12 protein-coding genes are annotated in these 17,527 nt (G+C 44.9%); 7 read left to right on the top strand and 5 right to left on the bottom strand.

Annotated elements, in window-relative coordinates:
- The first annotated feature begins 37 nt into the window (after nucleotides 1–37).
- Nucleotides 38–1,420: a group II intron reverse transcriptase/maturase gene (gene ltrA / locus KZE55_RS07115; protein ID WP_222257731.1), complete on the top strand. Its 1,383-nt coding sequence runs from the start codon at nucleotides 38–40 to the stop codon at nucleotides 1,418–1,420.
- 75 nt (nucleotides 1,421–1,495) lie between these two features.
- On the opposite strand, the gene tnpC is transcribed toward ltrA, so the two are convergent.
- The 3 genes from tnpC to KZE55_RS07100 form a co-directional block, all read right to left on the bottom strand.
- Nucleotides 1,496–3,043 (bottom strand): IS66 family transposase, encoded by a 1,548-nt coding sequence (tnpC, locus tag KZE55_RS07110; RefSeq protein WP_222257947.1) that lies wholly within the window; start codon nucleotides 3,041–3,043, stop codon nucleotides 1,496–1,498.
- Nucleotides 3,044–3,114: 71 nt separating this feature from the next.
- The gene (tnpB, locus tag KZE55_RS07105; RefSeq protein WP_222257946.1) at nucleotides 3,115–3,471 is read right to left on the bottom strand and encodes an IS66 family insertion sequence element accessory protein TnpB; all 357 of its coding nucleotides are present in this window, start codon (nucleotides 3,469–3,471) and stop codon (nucleotides 3,115–3,117) included.
- Nucleotides 3,461–3,649: a hypothetical protein gene (locus KZE55_RS07100; RefSeq protein WP_047770499.1), complete on the bottom strand. Its 189-nt coding sequence runs from the start codon at nucleotides 3,647–3,649 to the stop codon at nucleotides 3,461–3,463. Before KZE55_RS07100 ends, tnpB begins: the two co-directional genes overlap by 11 nt.
- Nucleotides 3,650–4,319: 670 nt before the next feature.
- Here KZE55_RS07100 and nrdD point away from each other — a divergent pair.
- From nrdD to apf, 5 genes are all read left to right on the top strand, one after another.
- Nucleotides 4,320–6,557, top strand: coding sequence for an anaerobic ribonucleoside-triphosphate reductase (gene nrdD, locus KZE55_RS07095; protein ID WP_222257945.1), 2,238 nt, complete (start codon nucleotides 4,320–4,322; stop codon nucleotides 6,555–6,557).
- A gap of 12 nt (nucleotides 6,558–6,569) precedes the next feature.
- Complete coding sequence (gene nrdG / locus KZE55_RS07090) at nucleotides 6,570–7,157, top strand: anaerobic ribonucleoside-triphosphate reductase activating protein (protein ID WP_047769687.1); 588 nt, start codon at nucleotides 6,570–6,572, stop codon at nucleotides 7,155–7,157.
- 14 nt (nucleotides 7,158–7,171) lie between these two features.
- On the top strand, nucleotides 7,172–8,062 hold the full coding sequence (locus KZE55_RS07085) for a SufD family Fe-S cluster assembly protein (RefSeq protein ID WP_222257944.1): 891 nt from the start codon (nucleotides 7,172–7,174) through the stop codon (nucleotides 8,060–8,062).
- Between the two features lie 167 nt (nucleotides 8,063–8,229).
- Nucleotides 8,230–13,005 (top strand): glycoside hydrolase family 70 protein, encoded by a 4,776-nt coding sequence (locus KZE55_RS10295; protein WP_261313217.1) that lies wholly within the window; start codon nucleotides 8,230–8,232, stop codon nucleotides 13,003–13,005.
- A 349-nt stretch (nucleotides 13,006–13,354) separates the two neighbouring features.
- Complete coding sequence (apf, locus tag KZE55_RS07070; RefSeq protein WP_222257943.1) at nucleotides 13,355–14,167, top strand: aggregation-promoting factor; 813 nt, start codon at nucleotides 13,355–13,357, stop codon at nucleotides 14,165–14,167.
- Nucleotides 14,168–14,283: 116 nt separating this feature from the next.
- Here the strand turns inward: apf and KZE55_RS07065 are convergent, their stop codons facing one another.
- The gene (locus tag KZE55_RS07065; RefSeq protein WP_222257942.1) at nucleotides 14,284–15,978 is read right to left on the bottom strand and encodes a phosphoenolpyruvate carboxykinase (ATP); all 1,695 of its coding nucleotides are present in this window, start codon (nucleotides 15,976–15,978) and stop codon (nucleotides 14,284–14,286) included.
- Between the two features lie 125 nt (nucleotides 15,979–16,103).
- Between KZE55_RS07065 and KZE55_RS07060 the strand changes: the two genes are divergently transcribed.
- Nucleotides 16,104–16,613, top strand: coding sequence for an acyl-CoA thioesterase (locus KZE55_RS07060; protein WP_047767065.1), 510 nt, complete (start codon nucleotides 16,104–16,106; stop codon nucleotides 16,611–16,613).
- A 53-nt stretch (nucleotides 16,614–16,666) separates the two neighbouring features.
- On the opposite strand, the gene KZE55_RS07055 is transcribed toward KZE55_RS07060, so the two are convergent.
- The gene (locus KZE55_RS07055) at nucleotides 16,667–17,515 is read right to left on the bottom strand and encodes an aldo/keto reductase (protein WP_222257941.1); all 849 of its coding nucleotides are present in this window, start codon (nucleotides 17,513–17,515) and stop codon (nucleotides 16,667–16,669) included.
- Between the last annotated feature and the right edge of the window lie 12 nt (nucleotides 17,516–17,527).

Raw genomic sequence — 17,527 nt, 5'->3', positions numbered from 1 at the left:
ACCGAACGATAATAACTTATATCGGAGGTGTAATCAGGTGCGACAATCGCAGAAAACAGAACCACAAGCTGACCGCTTGTCGAGGATAGGTTTGGAAAACCGAAAGTACACAAGGGCGCGTAGTACCGATTATGGTGAAGGTAAAGGTATGAGTGTCACTATCCAAGACCAAGTCTTGGACCGCAATAACCTGAACCAGGCTTATTTGCGAGTTAAGAGAAATAAAGGAGCAGCGGGCATTGATGATATGACTGTCGATGGCCTCCTGCAATATCTTAGAGAAAATAAAACGGAGTTAATCACCAACCTACGTGAAGGCAATTATAAGCCAGTACCGGTTAAACGAGTGGAAATTCCCAAGCCCAACGGTGGAGTGAGAAAACTAGGGATACCAACGGTAGTGGACCGCATGGTCCAACAAGCAGTTGCCCAAGTGCTCACGCCAATCTTTGAGCGTATTTTCTCGGATAATAGTTTTGGCTTTCGCCCTCATCGTGGAGCCCAAGACGCAATCGCAAAGGTAGTTAAACTATATAATCAGGGATATCGAAGAGTAGTCGACTTAGACCTGAAGGCCTATTTCGATAACGTCAACCATGATTTGATGATTAAGTACCTCCAACAATATATTAATGACCCATGGACACTAAGACTTATCCGCAAGTTTTTGACTAGCGGGGTCTTAGATCATGGGCTTTTCGCTAGGAGTGACAAAGGAACGCCGCAAGGTGGACCATTATCACCATTACTGGCGAATATTTACCTAAATGAGTTGGATAAAGAGTTGACCAGACGTGGCCATCACTTTGTACGCTATGCGGATGATTGTAATATTTATGTTAAAAGTCAACGGGCGGGAGAACGAGTAATGCGCAGTATTACCCATTTTCTCGAAAAGCAATTGAAGGTTAAAGTTAATCCAGATAAAACTAAAGTTGGTAGTCCCCTAAGATTGAAGTTTCTTGGCTTTTCACTAGGTGTAGACCGTAACGGTGCCTATGCCCGACCGGCCAAGCAATCACAAAAGCGAGTTAAGCAAGCACTAAAGCTGTTAACAAAGCGCAATCGGGGAGTATCCATTGAGCAAATGTTTGAGGAAATTCATCGCAAAATGCGGGGTTGGCTTCAATATTACTCAATTGGGAAACTGACTGGCTTTATTCAACGACTTGACCAGTGGTTAAGGGCGCGAATAAGGCAATATATCTGGAAGCAATGGAAGAAATTCAAAACTAAGATTACTAACTTACAAAGGCTCGGATTGTCTTATCGTGATGCATATGTCTTCGCTAGTACCCGTAAGGGCTACTGGCGAACCGCACACAGTAAGACTTTGAGTTATTCTCTAACAAATAGAAAACTGGAGCACCTTGGACTAATAAATATGTCCAAGACGCTCCAGTCAATTCAAAGTGATTAAGTTGTCGAACCGCCGTATACGGAACCGTACGTACGGTGGTGTGAGAGGTCGGTAATTGAACTAATCAATTACCTCCTACTCGATTTCATGACATACCTGCTGTACTTCTTCTGCCCATGGTAAAAGAGCCTCAATGTCGCTACTTTTCTGGTTGGGTAGTCGATCAAACAGGTACTTAAAATATTTATATATATTTAGTTTATTTACTTTTGCTGTTGCCACTAGCGTGTAGTAAATCGCATTGGCCTCAGCTCCGCGTTTACTTTTCGCAAACAAACAGTTTTTACGAATCAGTGTTGTAAGCCGGATTTCTCCTTCCAATGAGTTATTACTCAGCGGTATTTGCCCATCTTCGAAGATTCGATATACTCTTGTCCGAAGTTTCAAAGCATTCTTGATAGCTGCACAAAGTCGGCCTTGCGGTGAAATAATACTATTCAAGTAACGGTAAAATTTATCAAGTAACGGCTTCACATGAATAATCCTTTGCTGTCGTTTCTCTTCCTTAGTTTGATATATTAATCCGTTTTCCTTATGGAAAACAGTCCCGAGGAGCTTTACCGCATGAAGAGCTTTCGAATGCTTTAATTGCTTCTTGCTTAGTAATTTAGTGATTCGAATGAATTCTCGCCGGATATGAACTAAACAAGAGCCAAAGTGGGCGTGGGGATATAAATGATTGCTATAACCTCCATACCCATCACACATGATAAAGCCTGGATAGTTTTGTCCAATAATATCACCGATTACTTTTCCTGAGCGGGTATTGCGATAATGATAGATTACCATATGATGATGGCTAAACTCAGTCGTAGTTCTTGTTGCCCAAAAATAACTGGTAGTCTTAGCTTCATCAATGACCTTAAATGGCGTTTCATCCATTTGAATTACGTTTTCACCTTGCATTAATTGGGTTAGCCGGTCATACAGTGGCCTCAAGTATGTTTGACTAACTGTAATGATATTAGTTGCGAGTTGACGACCACTAACTGGCAAACCAACGGCTTGCCAGAGCTTTACTTGTCGATGAAAGGGTAGGGCTAAGGAAAATTTATACTCAGCTACTTTAGCCAAAATACTGCTGGAAATATAACTATGAGGCAATAATGATTGCGGCATTTGACTACTAATGATGATATCTTTACCGTCCTCATCACAGTCATTACACTTGTAGCTTTCTTGGTATAGGTTCGCACAGTACAATTCGGCCGGCTTTAGTCGGACTTCGCGGCTATATAGATGCTTACCAATCTTTTTCATCTGTTCATGGCACTTTGGACAATTCGTATTAGTTAAATGAATTGTCTCATCCACTTGAGGTAAACCATCCAAAAAAGCGGTCCGCTGCCCAGAAACTTTAGCTTTCCGGTGACGCACCACTTGTTTTTCTTTCTTTTCAATCACTTCCGTGATTGAAACATTAGAATCTTGCAGCTGATCTAGTTCATCATCGCTAAATAGTGATTGCTGACCATCAACTACGGACTCAATTATTTCAGTTTTTTTCCCAAACATTTGATTCTGTTGAAGCTTAATAATTGCCGTCAACTTGTTGACCTGTTCCTTTAGGGCTTTGATCTGTTGCTTAAGCTCGCGATTCTCTTCGACTAAACTTTTACTCATGATACGTCACCTCCCTTTAAATTATTCTTCGGTAATTATATCAAAGAACAACGATTTTAAACAGAGGTAATTTAATAAAAGGTACCTGGTTGCGCTGCTTTAATCTTACGAACCGGTAATGGGTTTAGTCCCTTTAATAGCCAATCTAATTGTTTGGCTGATAACTCTTTGACTTCGCTACTATATCTCGGCCAACTCAAATGGCCATTTTCAAAGCGTTTGTAAAGCAAGATAAAGCCCTCACCATCCCAAAGTAGTCCTTTAAATCGGTCATTGCGGGATCCACAGAACAGAAAAAGTGAATTGTTGTATAATTCCAACCCATAATTCTCAGCGATAACCATTGTTAGTCCATCGATTCCCTTACGCAAGTCAGTTTTTCCACAGACTAGGTAAACATGATCGGGATCATGCCAGTTAATGAGCATAGCGCACCACAACCTTTGAAATCTCAGCCGCAAGGCTGGGACTGGCACCCTTGAAAAATGTTAGCTGGACATTATCAACTTTCATTTTAACAGCTGGTCGCGGCGAAAATTTAGGCTTACTAACTGGTTCACTTTTAGTTTTGAAAACCGGTGTCACAATATCGTGTGTTTCCTCCATAAAAAATCCTCCTGTACTGAATTTTATATTTTCAGTATAGGAGGATCGGCTGACCATGCCTAGACGTGTCGTTATTGACTGCTTACATTATTACCAATCTGACGGGAATTTTTCGTGAAACGACCTAGTACAGGAAATTTGATACAAAGCAACAATCGGTAGCAAGTAACCAGTGCAGGTGCCTTTAAGTGTAAGTAAGCTAACCGATTTAATAAATAACGATTGAATCGAGAAAGAAAATCCAGTATCATTGGAAATTAGATGATACAATCTAGCATGTAAATATTGGGAAGAATAATCTAAGTGGTTTGGCTTAGATTATTTTCTTTTTTGAGCAGATTCTGTACTTATTTTCAATATCCTGGCGAACCCTTTTTCACTGATATTTGGAAATATGACAGCTTTTTCATACTTTCCTGGAGAATAAAAATCTATCTTTTGATAAAGGGGGCTCGCTTCTTAATTCGATTTCAAAAGATAAGAAAGTGGTCCTGGCCGCACCAGTAGTAGAGTTGCTTTTTTATCGCGCTCTGAAATTAACCGTTTTATTTTCATCCTGACCATAATTTTTACTTTACCACAACATATAGTGTGTCGGATGTCAATACTTTCTACTGGTTGTATTTTGCGATACTATAAAATTGTTAAATTTTGAAAGGGGAAAAATAAAATGAAGGTCCAAATTATTGATAAACAAGATTTAAATAATCTTGCAAAGCTGAAGGTTATTAAACGTGACGGGACCAAGACCTCCTTTTATGCATACAAAATCGATTTAGTATTAAATGCACTTAAAGCTGACGACAAGACCAAGCACATTGTCTATATGACGATTTTTGATGCATTGATTGATGAAGAAGAAGTTCCCGCCACAACCATTGCCAAACTATTTATTGAAGGGTTACAGAAAGCTGGACACACGGAATTGGCACAGCAATTTACTGACTACCGGAAGAAAGACGAAGAAGCCTTTGCCGAAGCGATTAACCCACAGCACAAGCTGGAACAACTCTTTGGGCGTAAGGACCAGGTTGTCCACGAAAATGCCAACAAGGATAGCCGGGTTTTTAATACCCAACGGGACCTCGAAGCCGGGGTTGTTAGCCGGGCCCTCGGGCTACGGATGCTACCGGGTATTGTTGCCAAGGCCCACCTCCGTGGTGACATTCACTGGCACGACCTTGACTACTCCCCGGTTACGCCGGAAACTAACTGTTGCTTGATTGACTTTGATGAAATGTTCAAGAATGGCTTCAAGATTGGGAACGCCTGGGTTTCCTCCCCCCGGTCCATCCAGACCGCCACGGCACAGATGTCCCAGATCATTGCCAACGTTGCCTCACTACAATACGGTGGCTGCTCTGCTAACCGAGTCGACCAACTGCTTGAACCGTATGCCAAGATTAACTACGAAAAGCATATGAAGGATGCTGACAAATGGATTGCTCCCGACAAGCGGGAAGCCTTTGCTAGGGAAAAGACCAAGAAGGATATCTACGACGCCATGCAGGCCCTTGAATACGAAATTAACACCCTTTACTCTAGCCAAGGTCAAACTCCATTTACTACCGTTAACTTCGGTCTGGGAACCAGCTGGATTTCACGGGAGATTCAAAAGGCTATCCTAAAGATTCGAATCAAGGGGCTGGGTAAAGAACACCGGACGGCAATTTTTCCTAAGCTAATCTTTACCCTGAAGCGGGGGCTCAACCTTAACCCTGGTGACCCGAACTACGACATCAAACAGTTAGCCCTGGAGTGCTCCACTAAGCGGATGTACCCCGATCTCTTGATGTATGACAAGATCAAAGAAATCACCGGGAGCTTTAAGACTCCAATGGGCTGCCGTTCATTCTTACAAGGGTGGACTGACCCGGAGACTGGTAAGGAAGTTAATTCCGGACGGATGAACCTCGGTGTGGTAACCGTCAACCTCCCCCGGATTGCCCTTGAAGCCCACGGTGACAAGCGGCTCTTTTGGGAAATCTTCAAGGAAAAGATGAATATCTGCAAGATTGCTCTCGACTACCGGATTAAGCGGACCAAGGAAGCTAAACCAGAAAATGCGCCACTTCTCTACATGTATGGCGCCTTTGGCAAGCGGCTGAAGCGGACCGACAGTGTTGACGAGGTCTTCAAGAATAGCCGGGCTACGGTTTCCCTGGGCTACATTGGCCTTTACGAAGTCTGCACGACCTTTTATGGCCCTAACTGGGAACACAACAAAGAAGCCCATGACTTCGCCGTTTCTATTACCAAGGCTATGCACGACCTTTGTGCTAAGTGGGAAGACGAGGAAGGCTATCACTTTAGCTTATACTCAACGCCTGCGGAATCCTTGACCGATACTTTCTGCCAGGACGATATTAAGAAGTTTGGCCGGGTCGAAGACGTCACCGACAAGGAATACTACACCAACAGTTTCCACTACGATGTCCGCAAGCACCCGACCCCGTTTGAGAAGTTGGAATTCGAAGAAGACTTCCCATACCAAGCAGCAGGGGGCTTCATCCACTACTGCGAATACCCGAACCTGCGGCAAAACCCTAAGGCCCTGGAAGCAGTTTGGGACTGGGCCTACGACCATGTCGGTTATCTGGGAACTAATACTTCCATTGACCAATGCTTCAAGTGTGGCTTCAAGGGTGAATTTGAAGCGACTGAACGGGGCTTTAAGTGCCCGCAATGTGGTAACTCCGACCCGGCAACCTGTGACGTTGTTAAGCGGACCTGTGGCTATTTGGGGAACCCTCAACAGCGGCCAATGGTTCACGGCCGGCACGAGGAAATCATTCACCGGGTTAAGCACATGAGCCCATCCATGATCAAGTCTGCCGCCCAGTTTGAGGCTTCACGGCAGGGCGACCGGCGCGAGGCTCATGCATCCATCAAGGGAAAGCAAATTTAAGGAAGAGACTTAATGGTAGAGAATAAGCAAACGCGACAACCAAATAATCCTAAACCAAAAGAATGGCTTGCTGCGGACCATTCCCTTCAATACGTGGCGGACTACAAGCCCTTTAACTTCGTCGATGGTGAAGGGGTGCGGTGCAGCATTTACGTTAGTGGCTGTCTTTTTAACTGTCCAGGCTGTTATAACAAGGCAGCGCAGAACTTCCACTATGGGCAGCCTTACACCCAGGAACTGGAAGACCAGATCATGGAGGACCTTTCCCATGACTATGTACAGGGACTGACCCTGCTGGGAGGTGAGCCCTTTTTAAATACCCAGGTCTGCCTGAAACTAGTCCATCGTCTGCGCAAAGAATTCGGTCATGACAAGGACATTTGGTCCTGGACTGGCTACACTTGGGAAGAGTTGCAAAAGGAGTCCGCTGATAAACTGGAGCTTCTTCACAACCTTGATATCCTGGTTGACGGCCGCTTCATCCTTGCCAAAAAGGACCTAACCCTCCAGTTCCGGGGGAGCTCTAACCAGCGGATTATTGACGTTCCAAAGTCACTTGATGCGGGACATGTTGTCATCTGGGACAAGCTTGTCCACTAAGGAGGCTGGTTTTCGTGACTAAATCAGTTGTCATGTGGGCCGGCGAACCGGCATGGTTAACTAAAAAGCGACAGCTAGCGCAAGTTATACAGGGTCGCTTGCCTAAGTTTAGTGGCCAGGAACGGTGGCTACCTTGGCAAATAAAAACAGGTGGTTACCAGGAAAACTGGTTGGTACATCAGGGCCGTGATTTTATGGCTGCTCCGCTAACTCAGGCTGTCGATAACTACTCGACCTTTCTTCAGGAAAACCTAATGGAAAAGGGGATTAGCTGGCATGATAACCAACTGTTTGCGGCCCACCTGGCGAACATCGACGGGGGTCAGTTTATTTACGTGCCAAGCAACCGGCAGGTCGTAGTTCCCATCACTTTTGCGCCCCGCGGGATGATGACTAACCCGCAGAACATTATTATTGTGGGGGCCAATAGTGAGGTTACCCTGGTGGAAAAGATGGTCGTTAAGAGTGCCCAACCATTGTTTGCGGATACCGAGATTCTTGTGGGGGCGAATGCCCGGGTGCATTTTAAGCAAAATAATCAATTGCGTGCACCAGTAATTTTCCAAGGGCTAAGTCTTTATCAGGCCCGCGGCGCAAGCGTTCGGACAGACCAGACGATGGAAAATGATGGTGACGTCACTATTAAGTTAAGTAATTTCTTGGATGGGGATGCAAGCCAGTGGACAGCAAGGGCAATGCTTAACCCTCACAAGTATGGACGATATCACTTTCTTCCACAGGTTGATGGCTTTGGAAAGGGAAGCCAGGCTAGTTTAACTACTTACCTTGACCAGGATGAAGGTGGGACCGTGCTAGCGGAACCGTTCAAACCAACTAGCGGTGAACCATTGATGACTAATGAACGTGTGATTACCCCACAAGATAGCGATTGGCCAGGCGTTTAAGCTCATCATTTTTAACATTATGAAGGATGTTTATCAATAATTATAATAATTATATAAAGCGCTGAGGGTGTCCCCCCCAGCATTTTTATTTGGCAGAAAATAAAAATGTAATCATTTTTGCGGTATAATTGTTTACGGTTTAATGCTAATTTTTTTGGAGGAATACTATGGAAATCAAGAAGCATTATAAATTGTATAAGGATGGTAAGCGGTGGGTAACAGCAACTATTGCTACGGTTGCTGCTTCCACCGCCCTGTTAATGGGTGGTGTTGTCCACGCGGACCAAGGAACAACCAACACTCAAACATTAACAAACGGTGTAAGTAACCAACTACCGACCGCTAATGGTCAACCAGAGTCAAAAGCTGTTGTCCCGACTGGTAATAATCTAGCTAATACACCAAGTCAAAACTATAATCACCAGGACAATGGTTCTTATGGAAACTTGGATTCAGCAAACTTTAATAATAATGAATTGCAAGTTTCTGGGTGGCAGGCAACTAATCAAGCGGTCAATAAAAACTACCGGTTTGTAATTGCCTATGATTACACGACTAATGCCGAACTTGGGCGGACACAGGTTACTGGCGTCGCGCGTCCAGATGTCAAGAATGTTCACAACGTTTATAATGCTGGTGATTCTGGCTTTAATACGTCGATTAAGGTTAACTTTGATAAAATGCAGAGTTATCAGGACGCTATCCGTATCATTAGTCGGTACAGCGGTCAGTCTGACGGTAATTCAGACTATGTCGACTGGGAATCTCAGCCAATTGTCTTTAATGACAGTAACCAGGGCTACCTAGATAACTTTGCTGTTAATAATGGTCAACTCCACGTTAGCGGTTGGAACGCTACTAACCAGGCTATCCAAAAGGGTTATCATTACATCATCTTATTTGACCAGACAACTGGGAAAGAAGTTACGCGACAACTTGTTAAGGCGGGACAGGACCGACCGGACGTGGCTAAGGTCCATCCGGAAATCGTAAATGCCAATAAGTCGGGCTTTGACGTCAATTTTGCAATGAATAGTTTAAATGTTTACCACCGTTACCAAATCATCAGCCGGTACAGCACCGGTGCTAACGGTGAGGGACAAAATACTGACTTGTGGTTTGCTGCTAAGTCGTTTGCACCAGTTAACCAAAGTAATCAGGGTCACCTTGACGAGATTAACTTTAGTAATGGTTCACTGGCCGCTACGGGCTGGCATGCGACTGACTTCTCCAATATTGAAGGTAACCATTTTCTAATCTTATATGATCAAACAGCTAACAAGCAGGTTAGTGTAGTTAAGGCAACCAGTGTCATCCGTCAAGACGTGGCTAGGGCTTACCCAACAGTTAAATCGGCAGCAAATGCAGGCTTTACAGGTGCCTTTAGCGCTGATGGGCTGCAAGCTGGCCACACTTATGCAGTTGTCAGTCGTTATTCAACCGACGCAAATGGTAACGGCAATAATGGCGCCCACACTGACTTCTGGTCAGCACCATTTACTTTGAGTCAAACGGCTTTCAGTGTCGACCAGGTTACAATGGCTAACGACGGCCTTCACGTTGCCGGTTGGATGGCCAGTGATAACCAGCTCCAACAGCGCAATGCTTATCTATTTATTATGAATAATGGCAAGGAGGTTGTCCGGCAAAAACTGACGCTGACTAAACGTCCGGATGTAGCAAAGGTTTATCCAACAATTTATAACAGTGGTAGAAGTGGTTTCGATGCCACCATTAAGCTAAGTGCTAACCAACTCAACCAGCTGAATGGTCAAATGCAAGTAATGCTTCGCTTTGTTAACAGCAACGATGGTAATCCTGATGGTAACGGTGCAACTGACCAATATAGTGGGGATTACGCAACTAATGCGGGATACTTTGACTATGTGAAAGTCAATGGCAAGCAGCTAGAATTTAGCGGTTGGCATGCCACTGACCAGAGTAGTACTCACCCTTACCAGTGGATTATTGTTCTGGAAAATGGTAGGGAAGTTTACCGGGCCCGGGTTGACCAGCACGGAATCATTGATCAAGAACGTCCCGACGTACAAAAGGTCTACCCAGCAATCGCTAATAGCCAGTTGGCTGGTTTCCAGGGCTATCTGACTCTCAATAACAACATTGCGAATGCTAAGGTTCAATTGGTCCATCGGTTCTCGTCAGATGGTGTCAATGGCGAAAGTGGCAGTCATATTGATTACTGGTCGGAAATTTTCCCAGTTACGGCTTCTTATCAGAAGGGTAACAATGGAGCAATGGTCACCATCCGTGGGGCAATTGAAAACGGCAAGTTTAATATTTATGATATGCGGACAAACAAGCTTATTAAGAGCCTCGACGCTGGTACTTGGGAGAACTTGGCCTATTCGATGGATGCCAACTCTATTAACAATATTGATGGCTACCTTAGCTACAGTGGTTGGTACCGACCAATTGGAACAAGCCAAGATGGTAAGACATGGTACAAGACCGGGGCTGGTGACTGGCGGCCAATCTTGATGTATGCATGGCCAAATAAGGATGTTCAGGCACAATTCATTAAGTACTTTGTCGGCCATGGTTACACTAATGAAGGTTATGGTTTGACACCAGCTAAGGTCGCGGATTTGTCTGCCGGTACTGATACCAAGATATTGAATGAGGACTCGCAAAACCTGCGTTATGTAATTGAACAAAGCATAGCGAAAAATAAGAGTACCAGCAAATTGGCAAATGACGTCAATGCCTTTATGCAGACTGTCCCATCATTATCTGCTGCATCAGAACTGTCGGTGACTAACAGTCCTTCTTATGTGCCAGACTTTATTGGGACTACTAGTAGTGATCAATTAATCTTTGTTAATAACAATTCTGCTGATCAGACAAAGGGAAACACGAGCTATGCAGACAGTAACTACCGCCTGATGAACCGGACCCTTAATAATCAACAGGGAAACCACAGCGTTAGCCCAGAAGTTGTTAGCCCAGAACTTTTGGTTGGTAATGATATCGACAACTCTAACCCCGTTGTCCAGGCGGAAAATCTTAACTGGGAGTACTTCTTACTCAACTATGGAAAATTGATGAACTATAACCCAGATGGAAACTTTGATGGTTTTCGGGTCGATGCTGCCGAAGGTGTGGACGCGGATGTCCTTGACCAGTTAGGACAACTGATGAATGACCTTTACCACACTAAGGGCAATCAGACTAACGCAAATAATCACTTGGTTTACAACGAGGGTTGGCGCAGCGTTGATCAGTCCTTAATGGATGGTAAGGGTAATCCAGCGCTATACATGGATGCATCGATGTTCTACACTCTTGAAAATGTTCTTGGACGGATATCCAATCGTGACGACATCACACACCTTGCCACTAACTCGGTTGTTCACCGGGCTAATGATGATGGTAGCAAGAGCCAGACACCAAACTGGTCATTCGTTACTAACCATGACATGCGAAAGAACCTTATTAACCAGATAATTATCAATGATCATCCTGGTGTGAAGAATATTATGACCACTGGTTACAAGGCTGAATATGCTAACCAGGCTTGGCAAGAATTTTACGTGGACCAGGCAAGAGCCTATAAACAATATGCCCAATACAATGTGCCTGCTCAATACGCAATTCTTTTAAGCAATAAGGACACTGTCCCACAGGTATATTACGGTGACTTATACAACGAAACAAAGCCATATATGGCTGAAAAATCGATGTACTATGATGCAATTACGACCCTGATGAAAGCTAGAAAAGAATTCGTCAGTGGTGGACAATCAATCGAAAGGTGCGGTCAAAATGCCGTTGCTAGTGTTCGCTATGGTAAAGGAGTTGCTGATGCTAACAGCATTGGGACTGATCCACTTAGTCGGACGACGGGGATGGCTGTCATTGTCGGCAACAACACTGATATGGCAAGCAATACCTACATTATTAATATGGGTAAAGAACACGCTAATCAGCAGTATCAAAACCTAATTGATACCACTGATGCGGGGTTAACTTATGATGGTACTGGCAGTCTTAACCCGAAGACGCTGACAACGGATGCTAATGGTAACCTGTATGTTAAGGTAAAGGGTTTTGCCAACCCATACGTTAGTGGTTACCTAAGTGTTTGGGTCCCTGTAGTAGCTGGACAGCAGGACGCATCGACTAGTTCTAGTACTGTCGCTTCACGGCCGGACAAGACTTTTGAATCTAACGCAGCATTAGATTCACATCTGATCTATGAGGACTTTAGTCTGTATCAACCTGAACCAACTAGTGTAAACGAACATGCCTACAATGTTATTGCTAAGAATGCACAATTATTTAACAGTCTTGGGATTACTGACTTCTGGATGGCACCAGCATATACGCCATTCTCAATGAGTCGTTACAATGAAGGCTACGGAACAAATGACCGTTACACCTTAGGAACGACTAAGAACCCAACTAAGTACGGTAGTGGTGAAGAATTGGCAAACGCAATTGCCGCACTGCACAAGGCCGGTTTGAAGGTTCAAGAAGACCTAGTAATGAACCAGATGATTGGTTTCAGTGGTCAAGAAGCTGTTACTGTAACACGGGCCAACGAATATGGTGAACAAATGAGTGTCGATGGTAAGACATTTGCTAACCAGATTTACTTTGCCTACACAATTGGTGGGGGCGAAGGTCAAAAGAAATATGGCGGCAAGTACCTGGCTGAGTTACAAGCCAAGTACCCCGACCTCTTTACTACCAAGGCATTATCAACCGGTGTAGCTCCAGATCCAACAACGCGGATTACGCAGTGGTCTGCAAAGTATCAAAACGGAACGTCCTTGGAAAACATCGGAATTGGGTTAGCAGTAAAACTGCCAAATGGCGATTACGCTTACCTGAATGGTGGTAATAACGATAAGTTTAAGACGACCCTTCCAGAACAGATGGGATCAATTGATTACTATGTTCAACAGGAATTAAAAAATTAGGCTTTCCTAAGCTGATTACGACAATGTTACACTGCAGACCCTAAAAGAGCGAAAAACTGCAATTTACAGGATTTCTTTCTGGTAAATTGCAGTTTTTTTGTCTGTTTTGTTACATTTTGTGGTTAGTAGAGACAACAGGATGAAAGCATGACTTGCTAAGGCCTATATGATTAATAATAAAAAAATCTATATAAATTGTTACGAATTATTACGCATAAAGGTAAAAATGATATTCGCTGGTAATTACTGTGTAACTTTCAGCAGGTATAGTATAGGTGTTGATTGATATGAATCAATCTGAAGTGATGAATAAGCAATAGAATTATGAAAAGGATGGGATTTAATCTTTATGAAGTTATCTAAGAACATCGCAAAAATTACTGCTGCTGTTGCTGGAGCTGTTGCATTGGGTACCATTGCTACTGCTACGACTGCAAATGCTGATTCAATTTACACGGTGCAAAGTGGTGATACTTTATCAGTAATTTCCTACAAGTTCGGTCATGATTTAAGCTTTGTTGATACCTTAGCTTCAACCAACCACATTGCCAACAAGAACTTAATCTACGTTGGTCAAAAATTAGTTATCAAGGATAATGGTGAAGTCGCACCAGCAACGCAACATGAAGTGGCAACGTTGCCAAGTGCTACTCCGGAAAACCAAACCCAAGCAGTAACTAGCCAAGCTCAACAGTCAGCTGCTGCTAGCCAAACCCAAGCAGCAACTAGCCAAGCTCAACAGTCAGCTGCTGCTAGCCAAACCCAAGCAGCAACTAGCCAAGCTCAACAGTCAGCTGCTGCTAGCCAAACGCAAGCAACGACTAGTCAACCTGCAGCTGCCCAACAGGCTAGTGGTTACACCCAAGCTGCTAACGCGGCTGCAACTGGTTACACAGGTGCGGCAACTACCAACACTAGCTACACTTCAGGTGTAACTGGCAATGAAGCCAGTGCCAAGGCCTGGATTGCTGCTCGTGAATCCGGTGGTTCATACACCGCTACTAATGGTCAGTACATCGGTAAGTACCAGTTATCCGCTTCATACCTGAACGGTGACTACTCTGCCGCTAACCAAGAACGGGTTGCTGACCAATACGTTGCTAACCGCTATGGTTCCTGGACAGCTGCGCAAGCATTCTGGCAATCACACGGTTGGTACTAAAATTTAACCATATTTGTTAAAAAGCTGGAGATGTTTTCTCCGGCTTTTTTAATGACCTAAAAAGGGAACTGGCACAAAACGCACCAGTTCCCTTATTTTATAAATTTAATTGAAGACTAGTTATTCATCAAAACATCTAATAATTCCCGCGCAGACTCATGGAGGGCTTTCTTGGACTTGTCGTTTCCAAGGTGGGTGTAGACTTCACCGACGTAAACGTTGTTAGCAAAGAGCTTGTTAAAGACCTTGTCAATAATTGGTTTGGTCCGTTCCTCTTCTTGAACGGGGCCAAATGGGTTGGCAAAGAAGGTCGTGCTCATGCCGACTTCATCAGTTGTTCCAAGGGCCTTCCGCTTACCAGCAACGAAGACTTTCTTGGCTTCTTCCTCGTTTTCAAAGCGGTGGATGCCAACCTTTTCGTCATAGTTGTTAGCGTAAACCCACATGTCAATCGGGTGGTGCTTAATGACGTTTTCGTAGGTATCCGCGGGGATGATAACCCGGGCGTTGGACAGTTCAGGGTTGAGGTAGACACCCCGGTCCATGTTGTTGAAGGCGACCGCACTGGACAGGTCATCGAGGCGGACAAAGGCACCGGTTTCGGTCCCCTGGGCGTAGATTCTGCTGTCGTCACCAATAGTAAAACTACCCATGTCATCGAAGATCGTTTCCATATCGACAATCTTGTCATCAGCGATTTCCTGCATTGCTTCGATTGATTCGGACTTCCCGGCACCGGAGTCACCAAAGAAGACCACGTTCTTTTCCTTACCATTGGTGAACCGCACTCGCAGCATGGAGCCGTGAATTGGCAGGCGGCCGTTGTAAATCTGGTGGAGGTTATGCAATGTCAGGCACATCTTCTTCATGTAACCAAAGTAGGTGGTCTTGTCAGTGTATGGCACTTCCCCAACCCAGATGTGGTTCTTGGTATCGTGGTAGTAGTGCGAAACCATTCCCTCGGTTTCCTTCAAGCCGAAGAGCAGAATCAGGTCGGGCTTTTGACCCCGGACCTCGTCTGGCTGGGCTAGCTGGAAGAGGTTAGAGAGGGCAATCCCGTTGACTAGGTAGTCAACGTTGAAGTAGATGTAGGCCAAGCTTTCCCCAATCTTAGCCGGGTAGCAGTACCATTGGCCCTTTTGACCGTGGAACCGCTTGATGGGGTTCTCTTCAACAGCGGAGAAGACCCCTTCACGCTTGTTACTCTTAGTGTGCATCATCATTGGTGGACGGAGCATGACGGTATCGATAAAGTCAATATCGCGCAACTGGTCGTAACCTTCTGGGATTGGCCAATCATGTGTCTGAACAAGAATGGCCGCGTTTGAAGCGGCGTTAACTTGCCGGTAGGTTTGGTTGGCAAATCCCTGGAGCTTTTCTTCAACCACCCGGTAGGATTCACGAACCAGGTCGTTGAAGTGCCCGTCGATCATCTTAAATTCGTTACCGGCAATTTTGCTATTATTGTAATTAATTACTGTTACCCGGAGTAAGGACCGGTAAAAAGAATATAGTTCTTCAACGCTGGCCAGAATATCCTTTGGACCATACTTGTCAAAGGCACTGTCATCATCAATCAGGATTTTCTTTAATGTTTGAACATATTGTTCAGGCGTGGCATTATCAAATGCGTCATCGTCGTATTCCGGATTCTTAGAATCAAGGTACAACTTAACAACTTCCAATAATTCATCACTATTGACTAGTGAGTAGGTGTCTTTGTAATACGCATGACTCAGGTTTAGCAAAGCAACCCCGCGCTCCGTGTTGACATAGAGCGAAGGCGTCTTGATTTTTTCTTGCTTAGGCATTGATCTCAATCCTTTCTTATAGCCTTGTTATTATTATAGTGTATCTTTGAGCAAACGGTGAGTGAAATTTAAATTCTATCCAATTATGTTAGAATAATAAAAAAGTGTAAGGGGTTCCATTTATTATGCAAGCAAAATGTAATGACACACTCTCCATTTCCGTCCACCGGGTTCTCAATGATGACCTCAATGAACACGGCACCGTTTATGGGGGACGGATTTTGGAATTAATTGACGGGGAGGCCTCGATAGCTGCCATGCGGGTTGCGCGGACGGTTGTTGTCACGGCAAGCATGGACAACGTTCAATTTCTTCGGCCCTTCAAGCTCCAAGATTCAATGTGCATGGAGGCTTACGTCACTGGAGTTGGTCACCGCTCCATCGAGGTCTTCGTCAAGGTTATTGGTGAGCACTTGATGACCGGCGAACGCTTCTTGGGTTTCACCTGCTTCATCACTTACGTCATTGAAGACCCTCATAAAGCAGTTCCGGTGGCGGGGATGGTTCCAGAGACCGATGAGCAACGGACACTAATGGCCGGGTACGAAGGTCGTCGTCAAAAGCGACGGGCTAGTCGGCAGTCTGAGCAACAAATTGCTGGTGCCATCTCGCTCGATTTTCCCTGGCGAGGCTAAAAAATCGACACTAACGTTTGAATTCAAGCGCTGGTGTCGATTTTTTCGTTTTATTAGATGACAGCTAATGGCTGCTTACTAGTTGGTTTGGGAAAGGTGGCCGCTAGCTGCTTCAGTTCGTCACTGGTAAATTCAAGTGAACTGGCCTGGACATTTAACTGAGCGTGTTGTGCCGAACCGCTCTTTGGAATTGCCAGAACGCCTGGTTCCCGTAGCGTCCATGCCAGCATTACCTGGTAAATTGTGGCCTGGTGGTTAGCAGCAATCTCTTGCAGGACTTTATTGGTAGCTAGTTTGCCTGAGATAGAATCACCCTGGGCAAGGGGGGAGTAAGCAATTAAAGGGAGACGTTGGGTCCGCATCACGGGAAGAAGGTCAAACTCAATCCCGCGTTCATCAAGGTTATACAGGTCTTGATTGGCAACGCAGTGGTCCCCATTGGGCAGTGCCCATAGCTCCTGGAGGTCACTGACATCAAAGTTGGAGACCCCCCAGGACCTAATCTTACCCTTCTTAACCATTTCCTCCATAGTAGTGACTGTTTCTAATAGGGGTACCGTTCCCCGCCAGTGAAGGAGGTAGAGGTCAAAGTAATCGGTTCCCACGTTTTGTAGGCTCCGGTCGAGACTCCGTTCTAAAAGGCGGGCACTAGCGTTTTGGGGGAGGACTTTATCAATCAGAAAAAGATTTCCCCGGTCAAAGGGGGCGATGGCGTCCTTGACAAGTCGCTCTGCACGGCCATTGCCATACATTTCAGCGGTATCTACCACCCGGGCCCCGGCATTGATGCCAGCTTGGATGGCGGCAATTTCGTCTTGCCGTTGGCTAGGGTGATCACCGACGTTCCAGGTGCCGATACCCACGGCAGGGAGGGTGATCCCGTTAATTGTTACCTCTTTCATTAGGAAACCTCC

Origin of the sequence: Limosilactobacillus panis (genome assembly GCF_019797825.1) — a bacterium.
GTDB lineage: Bacteria > Bacillota > Bacilli > Lactobacillales > Lactobacillaceae > Limosilactobacillus > Limosilactobacillus panis_A.
Note: the sequence above shows the minus strand (reverse complement) of the source record. Positions and strands in the feature narration are given on the sequence as shown.